The 16,181-nt window shown below is 69.9% G+C and carries 14 protein-coding genes; 8 read left to right on the forward strand and 6 right to left on the reverse strand.

Annotated elements, in window-relative coordinates; genetic code table 11:
• Positions 1-6 precede the first annotated feature (6 nt).
• From QSJ30_RS09035 to QSJ30_RS09045, 3 genes are read left to right on the forward strand one after another with little or no spacing between them, the layout of a single operon-like run.
• Positions 7-1,347, forward strand: a complete 1,341-nt coding sequence (locus QSJ30_RS09035; protein ID WP_285608527.1) for an FAD-binding oxidoreductase — start codon at positions 7-9, stop codon at positions 1,345-1,347.
• 11 nt (positions 1,348-1,358) lie between these two features.
• Entirely contained in the window at positions 1,359-2,015 is a 657-nt protein-coding gene (locus tag QSJ30_RS09040; protein WP_285608528.1) for a glycerophosphodiester phosphodiesterase, read from the forward strand.
• Complete coding sequence (locus tag QSJ30_RS09045) at positions 2,005-2,487, forward strand: hypothetical protein (protein ID WP_285608529.1); 483 nt, start codon at positions 2,005-2,007, stop codon at positions 2,485-2,487. The genes QSJ30_RS09040 and QSJ30_RS09045 overlap by 11 nt, the downstream gene beginning before the upstream one ends.
• Before the next feature lie 21 nt (positions 2,488-2,508).
• Here QSJ30_RS09045 and QSJ30_RS09050 read toward each other — a convergent pair whose 3' ends face one another.
• From QSJ30_RS09050 to QSJ30_RS09070, 5 genes are all read right to left on the reverse strand, one after another.
• Entirely contained in the window at positions 2,509-4,299 is a 1,791-nt protein-coding gene (locus QSJ30_RS09050) for a PAS domain-containing sensor histidine kinase (RefSeq protein WP_285608530.1), read from the reverse strand.
• Positions 4,300-4,396: 97 nt separating this feature from the next.
• Positions 4,397-5,665: a threonine synthase gene (gene thrC, locus QSJ30_RS09055; protein ID WP_285608531.1), complete on the reverse strand. Its 1,269-nt coding sequence runs from the start codon at positions 5,663-5,665 to the stop codon at positions 4,397-4,399.
• The gene (locus QSJ30_RS09060) at positions 5,662-6,675 is read right to left on the reverse strand and encodes a homoserine kinase (protein ID WP_285608532.1); all 1,014 of its coding nucleotides are present in this window, start codon (positions 6,673-6,675) and stop codon (positions 5,662-5,664) included. The genes thrC and QSJ30_RS09060 overlap by 4 nt, the downstream gene beginning before the upstream one ends.
• Positions 6,672-9,155 carry a bifunctional aspartate kinase/homoserine dehydrogenase I gene (gene thrA / locus QSJ30_RS09065; RefSeq protein ID WP_285608533.1) on the reverse strand — a complete coding sequence of 828 codons (2,484 nt, stop codon included), beginning with the start codon at positions 9,153-9,155 and terminating at the stop codon, positions 6,672-6,674. Before thrA ends, QSJ30_RS09060 begins: the two co-directional genes overlap by 4 nt.
• Positions 9,156-9,380: 225 nt before the next feature.
• A complete protein-coding gene (locus QSJ30_RS09070; protein WP_285608534.1) occupies positions 9,381-10,673 on the reverse strand; it encodes an NTP/NDP exchange transporter in 1,293 nt (430 codons plus the stop codon).
• Positions 10,674-10,765: 92 nt separating this feature from the next.
• Here QSJ30_RS09070 and QSJ30_RS09075 point away from each other — a divergent pair, with 92 nt between their 5' ends.
• The gene (locus QSJ30_RS09075; RefSeq protein ID WP_285608535.1) at positions 10,766-11,896 is read left to right on the forward strand and encodes a Rossmann-fold NAD(P)-binding domain-containing protein; all 1,131 of its coding nucleotides are present in this window, start codon (positions 10,766-10,768) and stop codon (positions 11,894-11,896) included.
• Between the two features lie 43 nt (positions 11,897-11,939).
• On the opposite strand, the gene QSJ30_RS09080 is transcribed toward QSJ30_RS09075, so the two are convergent.
• Complete coding sequence (locus tag QSJ30_RS09080; RefSeq protein WP_285608536.1) at positions 11,940-12,368, reverse strand: CBS domain-containing protein; 429 nt, start codon at positions 12,366-12,368, stop codon at positions 11,940-11,942.
• A 208-nt stretch (positions 12,369-12,576) separates the two neighbouring features.
• Here QSJ30_RS09080 and QSJ30_RS09085 point away from each other — a divergent pair, with 208 nt between their 5' ends.
• The 4 genes from QSJ30_RS09085 to QSJ30_RS09100 all read left to right on the forward strand — a co-directional run bounded on the left by QSJ30_RS09085 (position 12,577) and on the right by QSJ30_RS09100 (position 16,135).
• Entirely contained in the window at positions 12,577-14,118 is a 1,542-nt protein-coding gene (locus tag QSJ30_RS09085) for an acyl-CoA carboxylase subunit beta (protein ID WP_285608557.1), read from the forward strand.
• A gap of 10 nt (positions 14,119-14,128) precedes the next feature.
• The gene (locus QSJ30_RS09090; RefSeq protein WP_285608559.1) at positions 14,129-14,455 is read left to right on the forward strand and encodes a biotin/lipoyl-containing protein; all 327 of its coding nucleotides are present in this window, start codon (positions 14,129-14,131) and stop codon (positions 14,453-14,455) included.
• An 85-nt stretch (positions 14,456-14,540) separates the two neighbouring features.
• Complete coding sequence (gene argF / locus QSJ30_RS09095; RefSeq protein WP_285608561.1) at positions 14,541-15,533, forward strand: ornithine carbamoyltransferase; 993 nt, start codon at positions 14,541-14,543, stop codon at positions 15,531-15,533.
• 104 nt (positions 15,534-15,637) lie between these two features.
• Positions 15,638-16,135: a hypothetical protein gene (locus QSJ30_RS09100; protein WP_285608563.1), complete on the forward strand. Its 498-nt coding sequence runs from the start codon at positions 15,638-15,640 to the stop codon at positions 16,133-16,135.
• Positions 16,136-16,181 lie beyond the last annotated feature (46 nt).

The following is a 16,181-nucleotide window of genomic DNA, read 5'->3' on the forward strand; positions in this document are numbered from 1 at the left end:
TGGCCCATGACCCGGTTTCCGGATCTCCCTGATGCCACGGTCCTCGCGGACCCGGAGGCCCTGGAACCATACCGCCGCGATGAATCCCACGTACAGGGGGACCTGCCTCTGGCCGTGGTGTGGCCCAAGGGTCCCGCGGCCCTGAAGGAGCTGGTGCGCCTGGCCAAGGCCGAGGGTTTCGGCCTGGTGCCCCGGGGCGCGGGCACGGGCAAGGCGGGCGGTTGCGTGCCCATGGGGGAGCACGCCGTCGTGGTGGACTTCTCCGCCTGGCGCGGCGAGCTTTTGCTGTCGCCCCAGGATCTCTGTCTCAGCGCCCCCGCCAGCGCCCCCCTGCGCGAGGTGAAGGCCACGGCGGCGGCCGGGGGCCTCTTCTACCCGCCGGACCCGAACTCCTGGGAGAGCTGTGCCCTGGGCGGCACGCTGGCCACCAATGCGGGCGGGCCCAACGCCTGCAAGTACGGCATGACCCGCCACTGGGTGCTGTCCGTGGACGCCGTGCTGGAGGATGGCGAAGTCCACACCTTCGGCATCCACAGCGTGAAAGCCAACGCGGGCCCCGCCCTGGGCCAGCTGCTCATCGGCAGCGAAGGCATCTTCGGCTTCATCGTGGGCGCCACCCTGCGCCTCACGCCCCTGCCCCGGGAGCACGCCACCCTGCTGCTGCCCGCGAAGCGCTGGGAGGATCTGCTGGACCTGCCGGGCCGGCTCTGCGGCGCCGGCTACCTGCCCAGCGCCTTCGAGTTCTTCGATCCCGCCGTGCTGGCGGAGCTGCGCGCCCATGGCCCCGATGAGGCCCGGCGCCTGCCCGGCGAGGCTCTGGCGATCCTGGAGTTCGATGACCGCGGCTGCACCTTCGGCCCTTTCCTCGAAGGCCTCATGGACCTGCTGGGCCCCATGGCCGAGAGCCTGGAGATCGCCTCGGACGCACGCCAGCGGGCGGGCATCTGGGCCGTGCGCCGCATGACCAGCGCCTTCCTCAAGGAGCGCCACCCCAAGAAGGTCAGCGAGGACATCGTGGTGCCCCGCAGCCGACTGCGGGAGTTCTTCGCAGGCCTGGAGCGCCTGGCCATCCCCAGTGTCACCTATGGCCACCTGGGCGACGGCAACCTGCATGTGAACCTGCTGGGGGCCGGCGAGGCCGATCCCGCCGAGCTGGACCAGCAACTCATGGACCTCTTCCGCCTGGCCCTGTCGCTCGGCGGCACGCTCAGCGGCGAGCACGGCATCGGCCTGTCCAAGCGCGAGGCCTTCCTGTCCCTGTCCGATCCCGGCCAGATCCGGGCGCTCCGAGCGCTCAAGCAGGCACTGGATCCGCATGGCATCTTCAACCCTGGCAAAGTGCTCTGAAGGGGGTTCCCATGTCCAAGCAGTCGCTGGTCCTCGGCCACCGCGGCCTGTCCGCGAAGCACTTGGAGAACAGCATGGAGGCCTTCCGCGCGGCGCTGGCCGCGGGCATGGCGGGTTTCGAGCTGGACGTGCAGCCCACCCGCGACGGCGTCTGCGCCGTGCTGCACGACGACGACCTGGCCCGCACCGCCAATGGCTCGGGTCTCCTGCGGAAGATGAAGATCGCCGAGCTGCCGCCCCTGAAGAATGGCGAGCCCCTGCCCCGCCTGGCGGATGTGCTGGAGCTGCCCGCGAAACTCATCAACGTGGAGTTGAAGGGCGAACCCGGCTGGCAGCAGGCCCTGGCCACCGTGGAGGCCGCCGAGGCCCTGGACCGCGTGCTCTTCAGCAGCTTCGAGCACAGCGAGGTCCTCCAGCTCTGGGCCGCCTGCGAGACCGCCCGCTGCGGCTTCCTGTGGGAGACGGACGAGGCCCTGGAGCTGTCGGCCGAGGAGCTGGCGGACCTGCCCGGGGCCCTGTGGCTCCACCCGCCCCTCAGGGCCGTGAAGGCCAAGCCTGAGCTCTGGGCCCCCTACGCGGACCGCCTGGCCCTCTGGGGCATGAAGACCCCCGCCGAGGCCAGGGACCTGCCCTTCGTGCCCGCAGTGCTCATCGCCGATGGCCTCTGAGACCAGCTTCAGCGTGGTGGACTCGGGCAGCGGCCTGGGCCCGCTCTGGCGCAGCCTGGGGGATCTCTGGTTCTTCGGCTGGCTCGGCAACCTCTGGTTCTCCACCCTGGCCGACACCGAGGCCGGCCGCAGCCAGGTCAAGCAGGCGGCCGAGGACCACGAGGCCCTGAGGGGCACCCGTCCCTACACCCAGGTGCTGCAGGCCATCCTCGACGACCCCCAGTTCCGGCTGGTGGATCAGGACCCGGCCGTGGGTGAGCAGGTGCTGGTCCACGCGGCCTGCTTCGACGGGACCTGGATCCAGATGCGCGGCTCGGCGCTCGCCCAGGCCCGCTACCTGCGTCTCTACTGCACCAGCCGCTTCAAGCCCTTCCGGCAGGCCTACACCTTCGACCTGGCCTCCAACGAGATCACGCGTCACGGCCTCCCGGGCGGGCAGTGGCACCGCGAGGTCCCCTACGCCCTCTGGTGAGGCCTCGGCCCGCCCGTCGGCTCAGGCCTGCCGGGCTGCCCAGGCCAGTGCCTCCCGCACCTTGATCCTGAGCTTCGAGGGCGTGAAGGGTTTCTGGAGAAAGGGCACCTGGGCCTCCAGCACGCCATGGCGCAGGATGGCATCGTCGGTGTAGCCCGACATGAACAGGACCGCCAGGCCCGGGTGATGCACGAGCACCTGCTCGGAAACCTGGCGCCCATTCATCCCCGGCATGATCACGTCGGTGAGGAGCAGGTGGATCCGGCCCGCGCACTGGGCGTGCTGGGCGCACAGGGCCAGGGCCTCGTCCCCGTTCCGCGCCTCCAGGACGGTATAGCCCGCCTGCCGCAGCACGCTCCCCGTCACTTCGCGCACCTGGTCCTCGTCCTCGACCAGCAGGATGGTCTCGTTGCCGCCCTCATCGGCCGGCAGGGCGGAGGCCTCGGAGGCTTCCGGGCAGTCCTTCTCGCGGATCTCCGGGAAATAGATCTTGAAGGTCGACCCCACGCCGACCTCGCTGTAGAGCCAGATGTGCCCCCGGCTCTGCTTCACGACCCCGAAGACCGTGGCGAGGCCGAGGCCCGTCCCCCGCTCCTTCGTCGTGAAGAACGGCTCGAAGATGCGCCCCTGCGTGGCCTTGTCCATGCCCAGCCCCGTGTCGCTGACGGCCACCATGACATGGGGCCCCGGAACCACGCCCAGGTGCTCCGCCGCATAGGCCTCGTCGAGATCGACATTGGCCGTCTCGAGGGTGAGCTTCCCGCCTTCCGGCATGGCGTCCCGCGCATTGATCGCCAGGTTCAGGATCACCTGTTCGATCTGGCTGGGATCCGCGAAAACCTTCCCCAGGCCCTGCGGGCAGAGGATCTTGATCTCGATGTCCTCGCCCAGGAGCCGCCTCAGGATCGGACTGATGCCCTGCAGCACCCCGTTGAGGTCCAGGGCCCGGGGAGCCAGGATCTGCTGGCGGCTGAAGGTTAGGAGCTGCCGGGTCAGGCTCGCCGCCCGCTCGGAGGCCTGCCGGATCGCCTGCAGGTGCGGGTTCTCCGGGAGGTCCATCTCCAGCACCTCGGAAGCACCGAAGATCACCGTCAGCAGGTTGTTGAAGTCGTGGGCGATGCCGCCGGCCAGCCGGCCCACGGCCTCCATCTTCTGCGACTGGCGGAGCTGCTCCTCGCTGTGCAGCAGCGCCTCGTTCGCCTGCTGGAGCTCCGCCGTGCGGGCCTCCACCCGCGCCTCGAGGTGGGCCTGGAGGTCCCGCAGCTGCCGGTTCGCCTCCTGGATCTCCTGGGCCCGCTGGAAGATCTCCGCCTCCACCTGGGAGGCACGGTCCCTCAGCTCGTCCGCCAGATGGCCCTGGGCCCAATGGGCCTCCTTGAGCCGCACGAACTCCGTCACGTCCTCCACCCGATGGAGGATGAATCGCACCTCGCCATCCGGGGACAGGGCCGGGGCGTTCAGCGGGCTCCAGTAGCGGGGCTCGAAGCCTCCCCCCTCCGAGGCGGGCCGCTGGATGTCGTACTTCTGCACGGCCATGGCATCGGGCCGCTTGAGGGCGAGGACGCGCTGGAGCGACTCCCGCAGGTTGGCCACGCCGGTCGCGGCCGGATCATCCGGATTGTCCGGGAACACCTCGAAGACGCCCCGGCCGAGGATGTCCTCCCGCCGGGTCAGGGAGGCCGCAAGGTAGGCGTTGCTGACCCCCAGGATCACCAGGCTGGGATCCAGGACCAGGTACAGCCCGGGCAGCGACTGGAAGAGGAGCCTGAAATCGGGCTCCGGGGGGGTTGGCCTGGCGTCCGCAAGCGGCATGTCACGACCTCCCGCATCTTCCTCAGGGTAGGCCAGTATAGTCAGCGCCCGATGGGAACTGCCATGGCCGGGGAAGTCTCGCCGGGCCGGGGAGCCCTCACAGCAGCCGCCGCTTCAGGGCCGCCTGGTCCGCAGCCAGAGGCTCGCAGAGCAGGGGCTTCGCCAGCAGGTCGCTTAGGGCCCTGGGCAGCGGGATCTCCCGGCCCAGGGTGGGCTCCAGGGACTCGCAGAACTTGGCGGGGTGGGCGGTGGCCAGGAAGATGCCCTGCTCGCCCTCGCGCAGCTGCGCCTGGAGCACACCGCAGGCCACGGCGCCGTGGGGATCCGCCAGGTAGCCTTCGCGGTCGAGATCGAGGATGGTCTGCCGCGTCTCCGCATCGCTGCGGACGCCCCAGCGCAGGGCTGCGGCCATGGCGTCGTGATCCCCGCGGAATAAGGCGTGGATGCGCTCCCAGTTGCTGGGGGCGCCCACATCCATGGCGTTGGAGAGCGTGGCCACGGAGGGGCGGGGGCGGTACTCGCCCGTGTCGAGGTAGTCCGGCACCACGCGGTTGGCGTTGGTGGCCACCACGAAGCGGTGGATGGGTGCGCCCGTGGCCTGGGCCAGCAGGCCCGCGTAGAGGTTGCCGAAGTTCCCGCTGGGCACCGCCACCACCCGCGGGGCATCACCCCCGACCTGGGCCGCAGCCTCGTAGTAATACAGCAGCTGCGCCAGGAGCCGGGCGATGTTGATGCTGTTGGCGGACGTGAGGCCCTGGCGGCTCACCAGATCGGGATCCTCGAAGGCACCCTTCACCAGGCGCTGGCAGTCATCGAAGACGCCGTCCACCGCCAGGGCCAGCACGTTGCCGCCGCAGGTGGCGAACTGGCGCTCCTGGAGGGGCGACACGCGGCCCGCGGGATAGAGCACCACCACGCGCACCCCCTGCAGGCCGAGGAAGGCACAGGCCACGGCGGCGCCGGTGTCGCCGGAGGTGGCCGTCAGCACCGTGCGCGGCGTCGTTCCGGCATCGAGGGCCAGCACCCGGGCGAGGAAGCGGGCCCCGAAGTCCTTGAAGGCCAGGGTGGGCCCGTGGAAGAGCTCCAGGGCGGAGAGCCCGGGCCGCACGGGCACCAGGGGCGCGGGGAAGGTGAAGGCGGAGCGCACCAGTCCCTCCACGTCGGAGCGGGACAGCTCATCGCCCAGGAAGCGGTGGAGGATCTCTGCGGATCGCGCCTGGAAATCCAGCTTCAGCAGGTCCGCCGCGTCTGCGAACCGGGGGACCTCGACGGGGGCAAAGAGACCTCCATCCGGCGCCAGGCCCCTCCGGGCGGCTTCCAGGAAGGTGGCCCGGAGGGCGGGAGTCCGGGTGCTCGCGAGCTTCATGGGTGGGCCTCGAGAAGAAGATGGCGGGGCACGGGGGACAGGATGCGGGCGCCTTCCAGGTCCAGGGTGCAGACCCAGGCGCGGCCGGAGAGGCCGGCCTTGGCGAAGCCCTGCTGGAGGGCCGCGGCGATGGCCCGCGCGCCCTCTTCCTCCTCTGCCACAGCGAAGACGGAGGGGCCGGAGCCTGACAGGGTGCAACCGAGCGCCCCGGCGGCGAGGGCCCCGGCCTGGGCGGCCCGGAAACCCGGCACCAGGGGGGCGCGGTGGGCCTCCACCAGGGGATCGCGCAGGCAGCGGGCCAGCAGGGCCCGGTCGCCGGTGTGCAGAGCGTGGACGAAGCCCCCGAGGTTGCCGGCAAAGTCCACCGTGTCCCCCCAGGCCGGACGCTCCGGCAGGGCCGCCCGGCTCTGCGCCGTGGCCAGCTGGTACTCGGGATGGACCACCACGAGGAGCAGCTCTGCCGGCCAGGGCAGGCGCCGGGCCGCGGGCCTCCCGTCCCGCCCAGGCACCGCCAGCTGGAGCCCGCCCAGCAGGGAGGGCGCCACGTTGTCCAGGTGGATGCCGCCGCTGGTGCTGCCCTCCGCCCGCCCGGCCAGCTCCAGCAGCTCGGACACGCCGAGGGGCTCGCCACAGAGGGCCTGGAGCGCCGCCAGGGTGGCCACGATGGAGCTGGCGCTGGAGCCCAGGCCGCTGGCCACGGGCAACCGCTTCTCCAGCCGCAGGGCGAAGGGACCGGCCGGGCGGCCCAGGGCCATGAGCGCCTCCTGATAGAGGCCCGCGGCCCGCAGGACCAGATTGGGGCGGGCATCGCCGGCCAGGGCGCCGGCGAAAGGACCTTCCAGCCGGAAGGAGGCCTCCGGCGCAAACGAGGCGTGCACGAAGTCGCCCAGCAGACTGCCGTCCAGGGGCGCCAGGGCCGCGCCCAGCAGGTCGAAGCCCGCGGCGAAGTTGCCGATGCTGGCGGGGGCGTAGGCCGTGACCCCCGCCGGTGGAAGCTCCCGTTCCGTCATGCGGACCTCCGCCGCGAGGGCCGGGCGCCCGGGGGCACCAGGCGCAGCACATCCGCCAGCACGCCGGCAGCCGTCACCTCCGCGCCCGCGCCGTAGCCCCGGATGACCATGGGGTGGGGCTGGTAGCGCTCCGTGAGCAGGGCCAAGGCGTTCTCTCCGCCCTTGATGGCCATGAAGGGGTGCTCCGCGTCCACCGGGAGCAGGCCGACGCGACAGCCACTGTCCGAAAGGGAGCCCACATAGCGCAGGGCCTTTCCTTCGGCCTTCAGGGCCGCCAGCCGCTCGCGAAAGGGCGCGTCCAGCTCCGGCAGCCGGGCCATGAAGGACGGAATGTCGCCGCTGGCGTCGAAGGCCGCGGGCAGCAGGCCCTCCACTTCCACGTCGGCCAGTTCCAGTTCCATCCCCAGCTCCCGGGCCAGGATGAGGAGCTTGCGCGCCACGTCCATGCCACTGAGGTCGTCGCGGGGATCGGGCTCGGTGAAGCCGCTCTCCTTGGCGGAGCGCACGGCCTCGGACAGCGGCACGCCGTCCCCCAGGAGGCCCAGGATGTACGACATGGAACCCGAGAGGATGCCCTCGGCCCGCAGCACGCGGTCGCCGGTGAGCACCAGGTTCTTCACCGTGTCGATGATGGGCAGGCCCGCGCCCACGTTGGCTTCGTAGAGGAAGCGCAGGCCCCGCTTCGAGGAGCGCTCCCGCAGCTCGCGGTAGAAGGCCTGGGACGCGCTGTTGGCCTTCTTGTTGGCGGTGACCACGTGGAAGCCCGCATCGAACAGTTCGGGATACCGCGCCGCCAGCTCGCCGCTGGTGGTGCAGTCCACCAGCACGGACAGGGCGGGCGGGCCGTTGCGGACCACCGCCATCAGGCGGTCCAGGTCCGTGGCTTCTCCCTGGGCCAGGTCCTCGCGCCAGTGGTCCAGGTCGAGCCCCTTGGGATCCAGGCGCATGCGGCGGCTGGTGGCGATGGTCGCCACCCGCAGGTCGAGGCCCTGCCCGGCCAGCTTGGCCTGCTGTCGCTGGATCTGGCCCAGGAGGCTGCCGCCCACGTGGCCGGCCCCCAGGAGGTGCACGTCCACCACCACCTGGGTCTGGAAGAAGCGCCGGTGGATGTGCGGCAGGGCCCGGGCCCCCTCCGTCTCCTCCACCACGGCGGAGATGATGCGCTCGCTGGCCCCCTGGGCGATGGCCACCACGTTGCAGCCCACTTCCGCCAGGGCATCGAAGAAGGTGCCCGCGATGCCCGGCCGGGTGCGCATGCCGTCGCCCACGATGCTGAGGACGGAGAGGCCCTCGCGCAGGTCCAGGGGATCCAGGAAGCCCGCCGCCAGCTCCGCGGGGAAGGCTTCCTGGATGGCCGCCATTGCGCCGGGCCCATCCGCCCGCCGCACGGCGAAACAGATGGACAGCTCCGACGAGCTCTGGGTGATGAGCACCACGGAGATGCCCTTGCGCGCCAGGGCGCCGAACACGCGACCCGCGATGCCCGGCACGCCCGGCATGCCCGGCCCCGTGAGGTTCACCACCGACAGGCCCCGCAGGAAGGAGATGCCCCGCACGCCGCTGGGGGGCGGCGGCACCGCCTCGCGGATCACGGTGCCGGGGTGGGTGGGATCGAAGCTGCTGCACACCCGCACGGGGATGCCCCGCTCGCGCACGGGGGGGATGGTCTTCGGGTGGAGCACCTTGGCGCCGAAGAAGGAGAGCTCCATGGCCTCCTCGAAGCTGGCTTCGGGCAGGGGGAAGGCCTCGGGCACCAATTTGGGGTCGGCGCTGTAGAGGCCGATCACGTCGGTCCAGATCTCCAGCAGGTCTGCGCCCAGGGCCGCGGCGGCCAGGGCCGCGCTGTGGTCGGACCCGCCCCGCCCCAGGGACAGGATACGTCCCTGGGCGTCGCCGCCGAAGAAGCCCGGCAGCACCCAGAGGCCGCCATCGCTCGCCTTCACCGCGGCGAAGCGGGCCCCGGTCTCCGCCAGGCAGGGGCGGGCCTGGAGGGGGTCACCCTCCACCCGGACATGCGCCACGGGGTCGAGGTAGCGGGGCTGCAGGCCCCGGGCCGCCAGCAGGGCCACGAGGATGGCGCAGGAGGCCCGCTCGCCCAGGCTCGCCACCTGGGCCAGCACCGAGGGCGGCCCCTCCTCCAGCAGGGCCATGCCGTGGAGCAGGCGACGGCCCAGAGTCTCCAGTTCATCCAGCTCCGCGCGCAGGGGAACCACGCCACCGCCCAGCTCCGCCGCCAGGGCCTCCACCACCTCGGCGTGGACCTCGCGGAAGCGATCCATGACCCGGTCCGCCGACGCCCGGTCGGGCACGCGGCCCTCGTTCACCAGCAGGTTCGTCACCCCGGCCATGGCCGAGGCCACGACACAGACACGGTGCGTGGCCCGGGCGGCGGCCACCAGGTCCGCCACGGCGCGGAGGCGCGCGGCGCCGGCGACGCTGGTGCCGCCGAATTTCATGACGCGGATGGGGGCGGATGACATGGGGACTCCGGTGGCTCAATGCAGAAAGCCCCGCGGGGTGCGCGGGGCCGGGTCTGAAAGAAGGGATCAGGTCAGGCGCCGCGCGAAACCGTGGGCGTAATGGTACCGTTGGTGGTCATCATCTGGCGGGACATGGCCGTGCCCGTCGCGACCAGACGCGAGGCACAGAGGAACTGTCCAGACAGGCGAACCATGTCAGACATCATCCGCGAAGATGGCGGAAAGTCAACGAGGATCCTCGGTCTGCCTGTTTAATGCCACCCGCCGCCCCAGGGCCGCGCTGCTGCCCAGCCAGAGGCCCGAGCAGCCCACCGCCGCCAGCCCCACGGGGATGGCCAGGGCGGCGAAGGCCGTGGGCGCCCACACACCCAGCAGGTCGCCGCCGCGGTAGACAAAGGTGTCGATGAAGGGCTTCGACTTGTAGCGCTCCTCGGGCCCCAGCTGGATGTAGAGGATCTCCCGGGCGGGCCGGTCCACGGCGTAGTGCAGGCCCCGGCGCAGCACCTGGAACAGGGCCATCACACCGAAGGTGGGCCAGGCCCAGAGGGCGCCGAAACCCGCCAGGCTCAGCACCGGCAGGATCGAGAGCACGAAGGGGATGCCCAGCCTGGTGATGATGCGGCCCGTGAGGAACACCTGCGTGGCCAGCGTCAGCACGTTCACCCAGAGGTCGATGCGGGCGAAGGCCGCCGTCCGCGCGGCGGTGCCGGCGAAGGCCCGCGCCACGATGGCGCCCTGCTGCAGGTAGAGGAAGGTGCTGGTGATGGTGAAGAGCAGCATGTAGGCGCAGATGAGCTGGAGGTAGCGCGAGGTCGCGATGAGGCGCAGGCCCTCCAGCAGGCCGGGGCCCGGCTCGCGCGCCCCATGGGCGACGTCGCCCAGGGCGAAGATCGCCGCCAGGCGCTTCACGCACTGCACGGCCAGCTCCAGCGTCAGCATGGAGAGCAGCAGCAGCGAGAGGGGGTCCACTTTCAGGACGAAGCCGCCCAGGGAGATCCCCTTGGTGAGCGCGCCCGTCATGGCGGCGCCCGCGATGGCGCCCAGGGTGCCGCCGGTGGCGATGAAGCCGAAGAGCCGCTTGCCCTGGACCTCGGACCACACATCGGACATCAGGCCCCAGAACACAGACACCACGAAGAGATTGAAGACGCTGAGCCAGATGTAGAAGGCGTAGCCCAGCCCCGCGCCGCCATGGTTCGGCAGCAGCCAGAAGGCCAGGAAGAAGCCCAGCATGTTGAGCGCAAAGAAACGGTAGGCCCAGGGGATGAAGCGCTTCCGCGGCAGTTTCGACACCAGGGCGGCGAAGGAGGGGTTCGCCAGCACCATGGCGATCAGCGTGCCTGTCATCAGCCAGGGCAGTTTGTCGGCGCCCCGGGCGATGCCGATGGCCTCCCGCACCGGCCGCAGCAGGTAGAAGCCGAAGAGCAGCAGGAAGAAGTACAGCGCCGACCAGAGCAGCGCCGGGGCCTCGCCCTCCTCGAGCAGGACCAGGCGGCGGAGCAGGCGGGCGGGCGTCATGAGCGGTCCGGAAAAGATGTTGCGGATGCGAATGGAAGGAGTATATATCGATTCACGATGCATCCATCCCACCCTTCCCGCCGGAGGTTTCCATGACCGTCTCCCGCCGCGAGTTCCTCCAGTGGTCCGCCACCGCCTCGGCCCTGGCGGCCACGGGCCTGGACCTGTCCGCCAAGCCCGCCGGGAAGGTCGCCCCGAAGAAGATCCTCATCCTGGGCGGCACAGGCTTCCTGGGGCCCGCCACCATCGAGATCGCGCAGGCCCACGGGCACCAGATCACCATGTTCAACCGCGGCAAGACGCGGCCCGGCCTCTTCCCCGGCGTGGAGAAGCTGCACGGCGACCGCGATCCGAAGAAGGGCGAGGGCCTGAAGGCCCTGGAAGGCCGCAGCTGGGATGCCGTCATCGACAACAGCGCCTACTACCCGCGCATGGTGGCCGCCTCGGCCGGCCTGCTGGCGCCGCACGTGAAGCAGTACCTCATCATCTCCAGCATCAGCGCCTACAAGGAACCCAACCCCGAGAACGGCACCGAGGACGCGCCCCTGGCCACCCTGGCCGACCCCGCCGTCGAGGAGATGGGGAAGGAATACCAGAACTACGGCGGCCTCAAGGCCCTCTGCGAGCAGGCGGCCCAGAAGGCCCTGCCGGGCCGCACCGCCGTGATCCGGCCCGGCTACATCGTGGGGCCTGACGACCCCACGGGCCGCTTCACCTACTGGCCCGTGCGCTTCGACAAGGGCGGCGAACTCGCCGTGCCCGGCACTCCCGCCGATCCCGTGGAGATCATCGATGTCCGCGACCTGGCCGCCTGGCTGGTGCACCTGGTCGAGCAGGGCACCGTGGGCACCTTCAATGCCTGCGGTCCCGAGAAGCGCCTGGCCTGGGGCCGCCTGGTGGAGGCCTTCCAGAAGGCCGGGAACCCCACCGCCAAGCCGGTCTGGATTCCCACCGACTACCTGGCCCAGCAGAAGGACCTCGAGTTCCCCATCTGGGCCCCCTACGCCGGCGAGACCAAGGGCTTCCACACCTGGCGCAATGACCGCGCCGTGAAGGCCGGCCTGCGCTTCCGCCCCGCCCTGGACACCGTGAAGGACACCCTCGCCTGGTACAAGACCCAGGAGAAGGTGGAGAAGGGCCGCACCAGGCTCGCGGGCCCCAGTGCCGAACAGGAAGCCAAGCTCATCGCCGCCTGGCGCGAGGCATCCAAGAAGAAGGGCTGAGCCCGGTTTTCTGATCGCAGGGCCCCGCGGATGCGGGGTCCTGTCAGTTCTGGATGTAGTGCACCAGCTGGTCGATGGTGAACTTCTGCTCGGAGATCGTCTCCTTCACCAGGTCGCCGATGGAGAGGATGCCCAGCACCGCGTTGTCCTCCCCCAGCACCGGCAGGTGGCGGATGTGCTTGCCCGTCATGAGGGCCATGCACTCCTCCACGGTCTCGCCCAGGGTCACGCAGCTCACGCGGTCGCTCATGATCTCCCGCACGGGGGTGTCCTTGGAGGTCTTGCCCTTGAGGATGATCTTCCGGGCGTAGTCCCGCTCCGAGAAGATCCCCACCAGCCGGCCCTGCTCCAGCACCAGCAGCGCCCCGATGTCGTGGCGGGCCAGGAGGTCGAGGGCGGTGAGGACGGTGTCGTCGGGTCCCACGGACACCAGGGGTCGCTTGCCTTCGAGCAGGTGCTTCAAGGGCCGCATGCATGCCTCCGAGAGGGAATCAGGCCGGATGGGAGGAGAGGGTGGACCTGACTATACGGCCAAGCCCGGGCCGGGGGGACCCCCCGGCCACCGGAATCCGTGATCCATGCCGCAGATTCCGCCGTCCGGGTTCATTTATGATGCATGGGTCAGCTTTTTGAGAGCCCGCCCCACCGGATTACGCGCCGGCCCCCATGAAGGATCGCCCATGTCCCTGCCCAGGAAGCTCAAGGACCACGCCGCACGGCACGCCAGGGCCACGGACCCCCATCCGGAGGCGGCCAGGAAGCAGGCGGCCCAGGGGAAGCTCCTCGCCCGGGAGCGCATCACGGCCATCCTCGACCCCGGGTCCTTCCATGAATACGACCTCTTCGTGGAGCACAAGTGCTCCGACTTCGGCATGGCCGGAAAGCAGCTGCCGGGCGACGGGGTCATCACCGGCACGGGCACGATCATGGGCCACCCGGTGGCCATCTACGCCCAGGACTTCACCGTGGCGGGCGGCTCGCTGGGCCTGGCCCACGCCCGCAAGATCACCAAGATCATGGACCATGCCATCAAGCTGGGCATCCCCCTCATCGGCATCAACGACTCCGGCGGAGCGCGCATCCAGGAGGGCGTGAACTCCCTGGCGGGCTACGGCGAGATCTTCTACCGCAACACACTGGCCTCGGGGGTCATCCCCCAGATCTCCATCATCCTGGGCCCCTGCGCCGGCGGCGCCGTCTACTCCCCGGCCCTCACGGACTTCGTCTTCGTCGTGGACAAGATCTCCAAGATGTTCATCACGGGGCCCGAGGTCATCCGGACCGTGCTGGGCGAGGAGATCTCCATGGAGGACCTGGGCGGCGCCCGGGTGCAGTCCGAGATCTCGGGCAACGCCCACTTCTACGCCGAGAGCGAGGCCGAGTGCTTCGAGCAGGTGAAGCGCCTGGTCACCTTCATCCCCTGGAACAACCGGAAGAAGGCCGATCCATTCGGCGTCAGCCCCTCCCGCACCGAGGAGGACCTCGAGCACATCATCCCCTCGGAATCCCACCGCCCCTACGACGTGCGCGACATCCTGCAGGCCGTCTGCGACGGCTCGGACTTCATGGAGGTCCAGGCCCTGTGGGCGCCCAACATCGTGGTCGGCTTCGCCCGCATGGGTGGGCGCACCGTGGGCCTGGTGGCCAACCAGCCGTCGGTGCTGGCCGGGGTCCTGGATGTGGACAGCTCGGACAAGGCCGCCCGCTTCATCCGGTTCTGCGACGCCTTCAACATCCCCCTCGTCACCTTCGTGGACCTGCCCGGCTACCTGCCGGGCGTGGACCAGGAACATGCAGGCGTCATCCGCCACGGCGCCAAGCTGCTCTACGCCTACAGCGAGGCCACGGTCCCCAAGATCACGGTGATCCTCCGCAAGGCCTACGGCGGCGGCTACATCGCCATGTGCTCCCGCCACCTGGGCGCCGACTTCGTCTTCGCCTGGCCCTGTGCCGAGATCGCGGTCATGGGGCCTGAGGGCGCGGCCAACATCATCTTCAAGGGCGAGATCGCCGCCGCCGCGGATCCCGACGCCTTCCGCCGGGAGAAGGTGAAGGAGTACACCGAGAAGTTCGCCAGCCCCTACGTGGCCGCGGCCAACGGGCATGTGGACGCCGTCATCGCCCCCGGCCAGACGCGAGACTTCCTGCTGCATGCCCTGGAGATCTCCGACCAGAAGGCCGAGCCGCGGCCCACGCGGAAACACGGCGTGCCGCCGTTCTGAGGAAGCGCCCATGACCGCACGCCACACCCTCACCCTGGACGGCACCGCCTACGAGACCGCCCTCACCCGGAAGTACGCCCTCCGCCGGCCCTACATCCCGAAGGACCCCGGGTGCGTGGCGGCGGTCATCCCCGGCCTCATCCTCGAGGTCCTCGTAGCGCCTGGAGTGCGGGTCCGGCGGGGCCAGAGCCTCCTGGTCCTGGAGGCCATGAAGATGCAGAACCACCTGGCCGCCCCCGCGGACGGCTACGTCCGGGAAGTGGCCGTGACCCCGGGGGACACCGTCGCCAAGGGGCAGCTGCTGCTGGTGCTCCAACCCGATCCTGACAGTCTGTAAACCGGATTCCCGGTCCGCCCCGTTCAAACCGCTGTCACTGGGCTGGGGCGCTACCCTATGGATCTTGATTCGCTCAGGAGGATCCATGGCCGTCAACCTCAAGGGACGCAGCTTTCTCACGCTGATGGACTTCACCCCGCTGGAGGTGCGTTACCTCCTGGACCTCTCGCGTGACCTCAAGGCCAAGAAGCGCATGGGCGTGTTCAACTACCTGCTCAAGGGCAAGAACATCGTCCTCCTCTTCGAGAAGACCAGCACCCGCACCCGCTGCGCCTTCGAGGTCGGGGCCCTGGAAGAGGGCGCCCACGTCACCTTCCTGGACAGCGCCAGCTCCCAGGTGGGCAAGAAGGAATCCATTGAGGACAGCGCCAAGGTGCTGGGCCGCTTCTACGACGGCATCGAGTACCGCGGCTACAAGCAGGAAGTGGTCGAGGCCCTGGCCAAGCACAGCGGCGTGCCCGTGTGGAACGGCCTCACGGACACCGACCACCCCACGCAGATCCTCGCGGACTTCCTCACCATCGAGGAGCACGTGGCCAAGCCCCTGCACAAGGTGAAGCTCGTCTTCTGCGGCGACATCCGCAACAACATGAGCTACGCCCTGATGTACGGCGCCGCCAAGACCGGCATGCACATGGTGGCCCTGGGGCCAAAGGAGCTCGCCCCCGATCCGGCCGTGCTGGCCGCCGCCCGCAAGGCTGCCGAGGAGACCGGCGCCACCATCGAGGTGACGGATGACGTGGACGCCGCCGTGAAGGGCGCCGACGTGCTCTACACGGATGTGTGGGCCAGCATGGGCGAGGAGGACCAGATCCCCCAGCGCGTGAAGCTGCTCACCCCCTTCAAGGTCACCATGGAGATGATCCAGAAGACCGGCAACGCGGATGTGAAGTTCCTCCACTGCCTGCCCGCCTTCCACGACTTCGAGACCAAGCTCGCCAAGGAGCAGAAGGCCCTGGGCCACGACATCCGGGAGGTCACGGATGAGGTCTTCCGCAGCCGCCACAGCGTGGTCTTCGACGAAGCCGAGAACCGCATGCACACCATCAAGGCCGTCATGGTGGCGACCATCGGATAGGCACCCGCCCATCTTGGCCCCTTAGGAGAATTGGCCCCGTTCGGGGCCAATTCTCCTGGTGGAGTGCTATGGTTGGGACCACCAACCCACCCCACGGAGGCCCCATGCGCGCAGCTCGGCTGTTCCTCGTTCCCGTCCTCGCGGCCCTGTCCCTGGCGGCCCAGGAGCCTTCCCTGTCCGGCACCTGGACCCAGACCCGGGCCGATGACATCGCCGCCGCCATCAACAGCACCGTGGCCGACATGAACTTCATCAAGCGGCCCATCGCCCGGGGGCGGCTCACCAAGGTGAACCCCGCCTACAAGAAGGTGATGATCGCCATCTCCGACAAGGAGGTGGTGGTGAAGTTCGATGAGCGGGCCCCCATCCACATGCCTCCCGGCGGCAAGGCCGCCCCCTGGACCCGCGAGGATGGCGACAAGTTCATGGTGGCCGCCCAGGTCGGCAAGGATCAGATGATCCAGACCTTCAAGAACGACGAAGGCGAGCGCACCAACGTGTTCCGCCTGAGCCCCGACGGCCGGACCCTCACCATGAGCGCCACCATCAAGAGCCCCAAGCTGCCCAAGCCGCTGACCTACACGATCACCTTCGGGCGTTAGGAACCTGAGCCCATGAGCCGCCTGGCTCATGGGCTCGGTTTCATGC

Origin of the sequence: Geothrix edaphica (assembly GCF_030268045.1) — a bacterium.
Taxonomy (GTDB): Bacteria; Acidobacteriota; Holophagae; order Holophagales; family Holophagaceae; genus Geothrix; species Geothrix edaphica.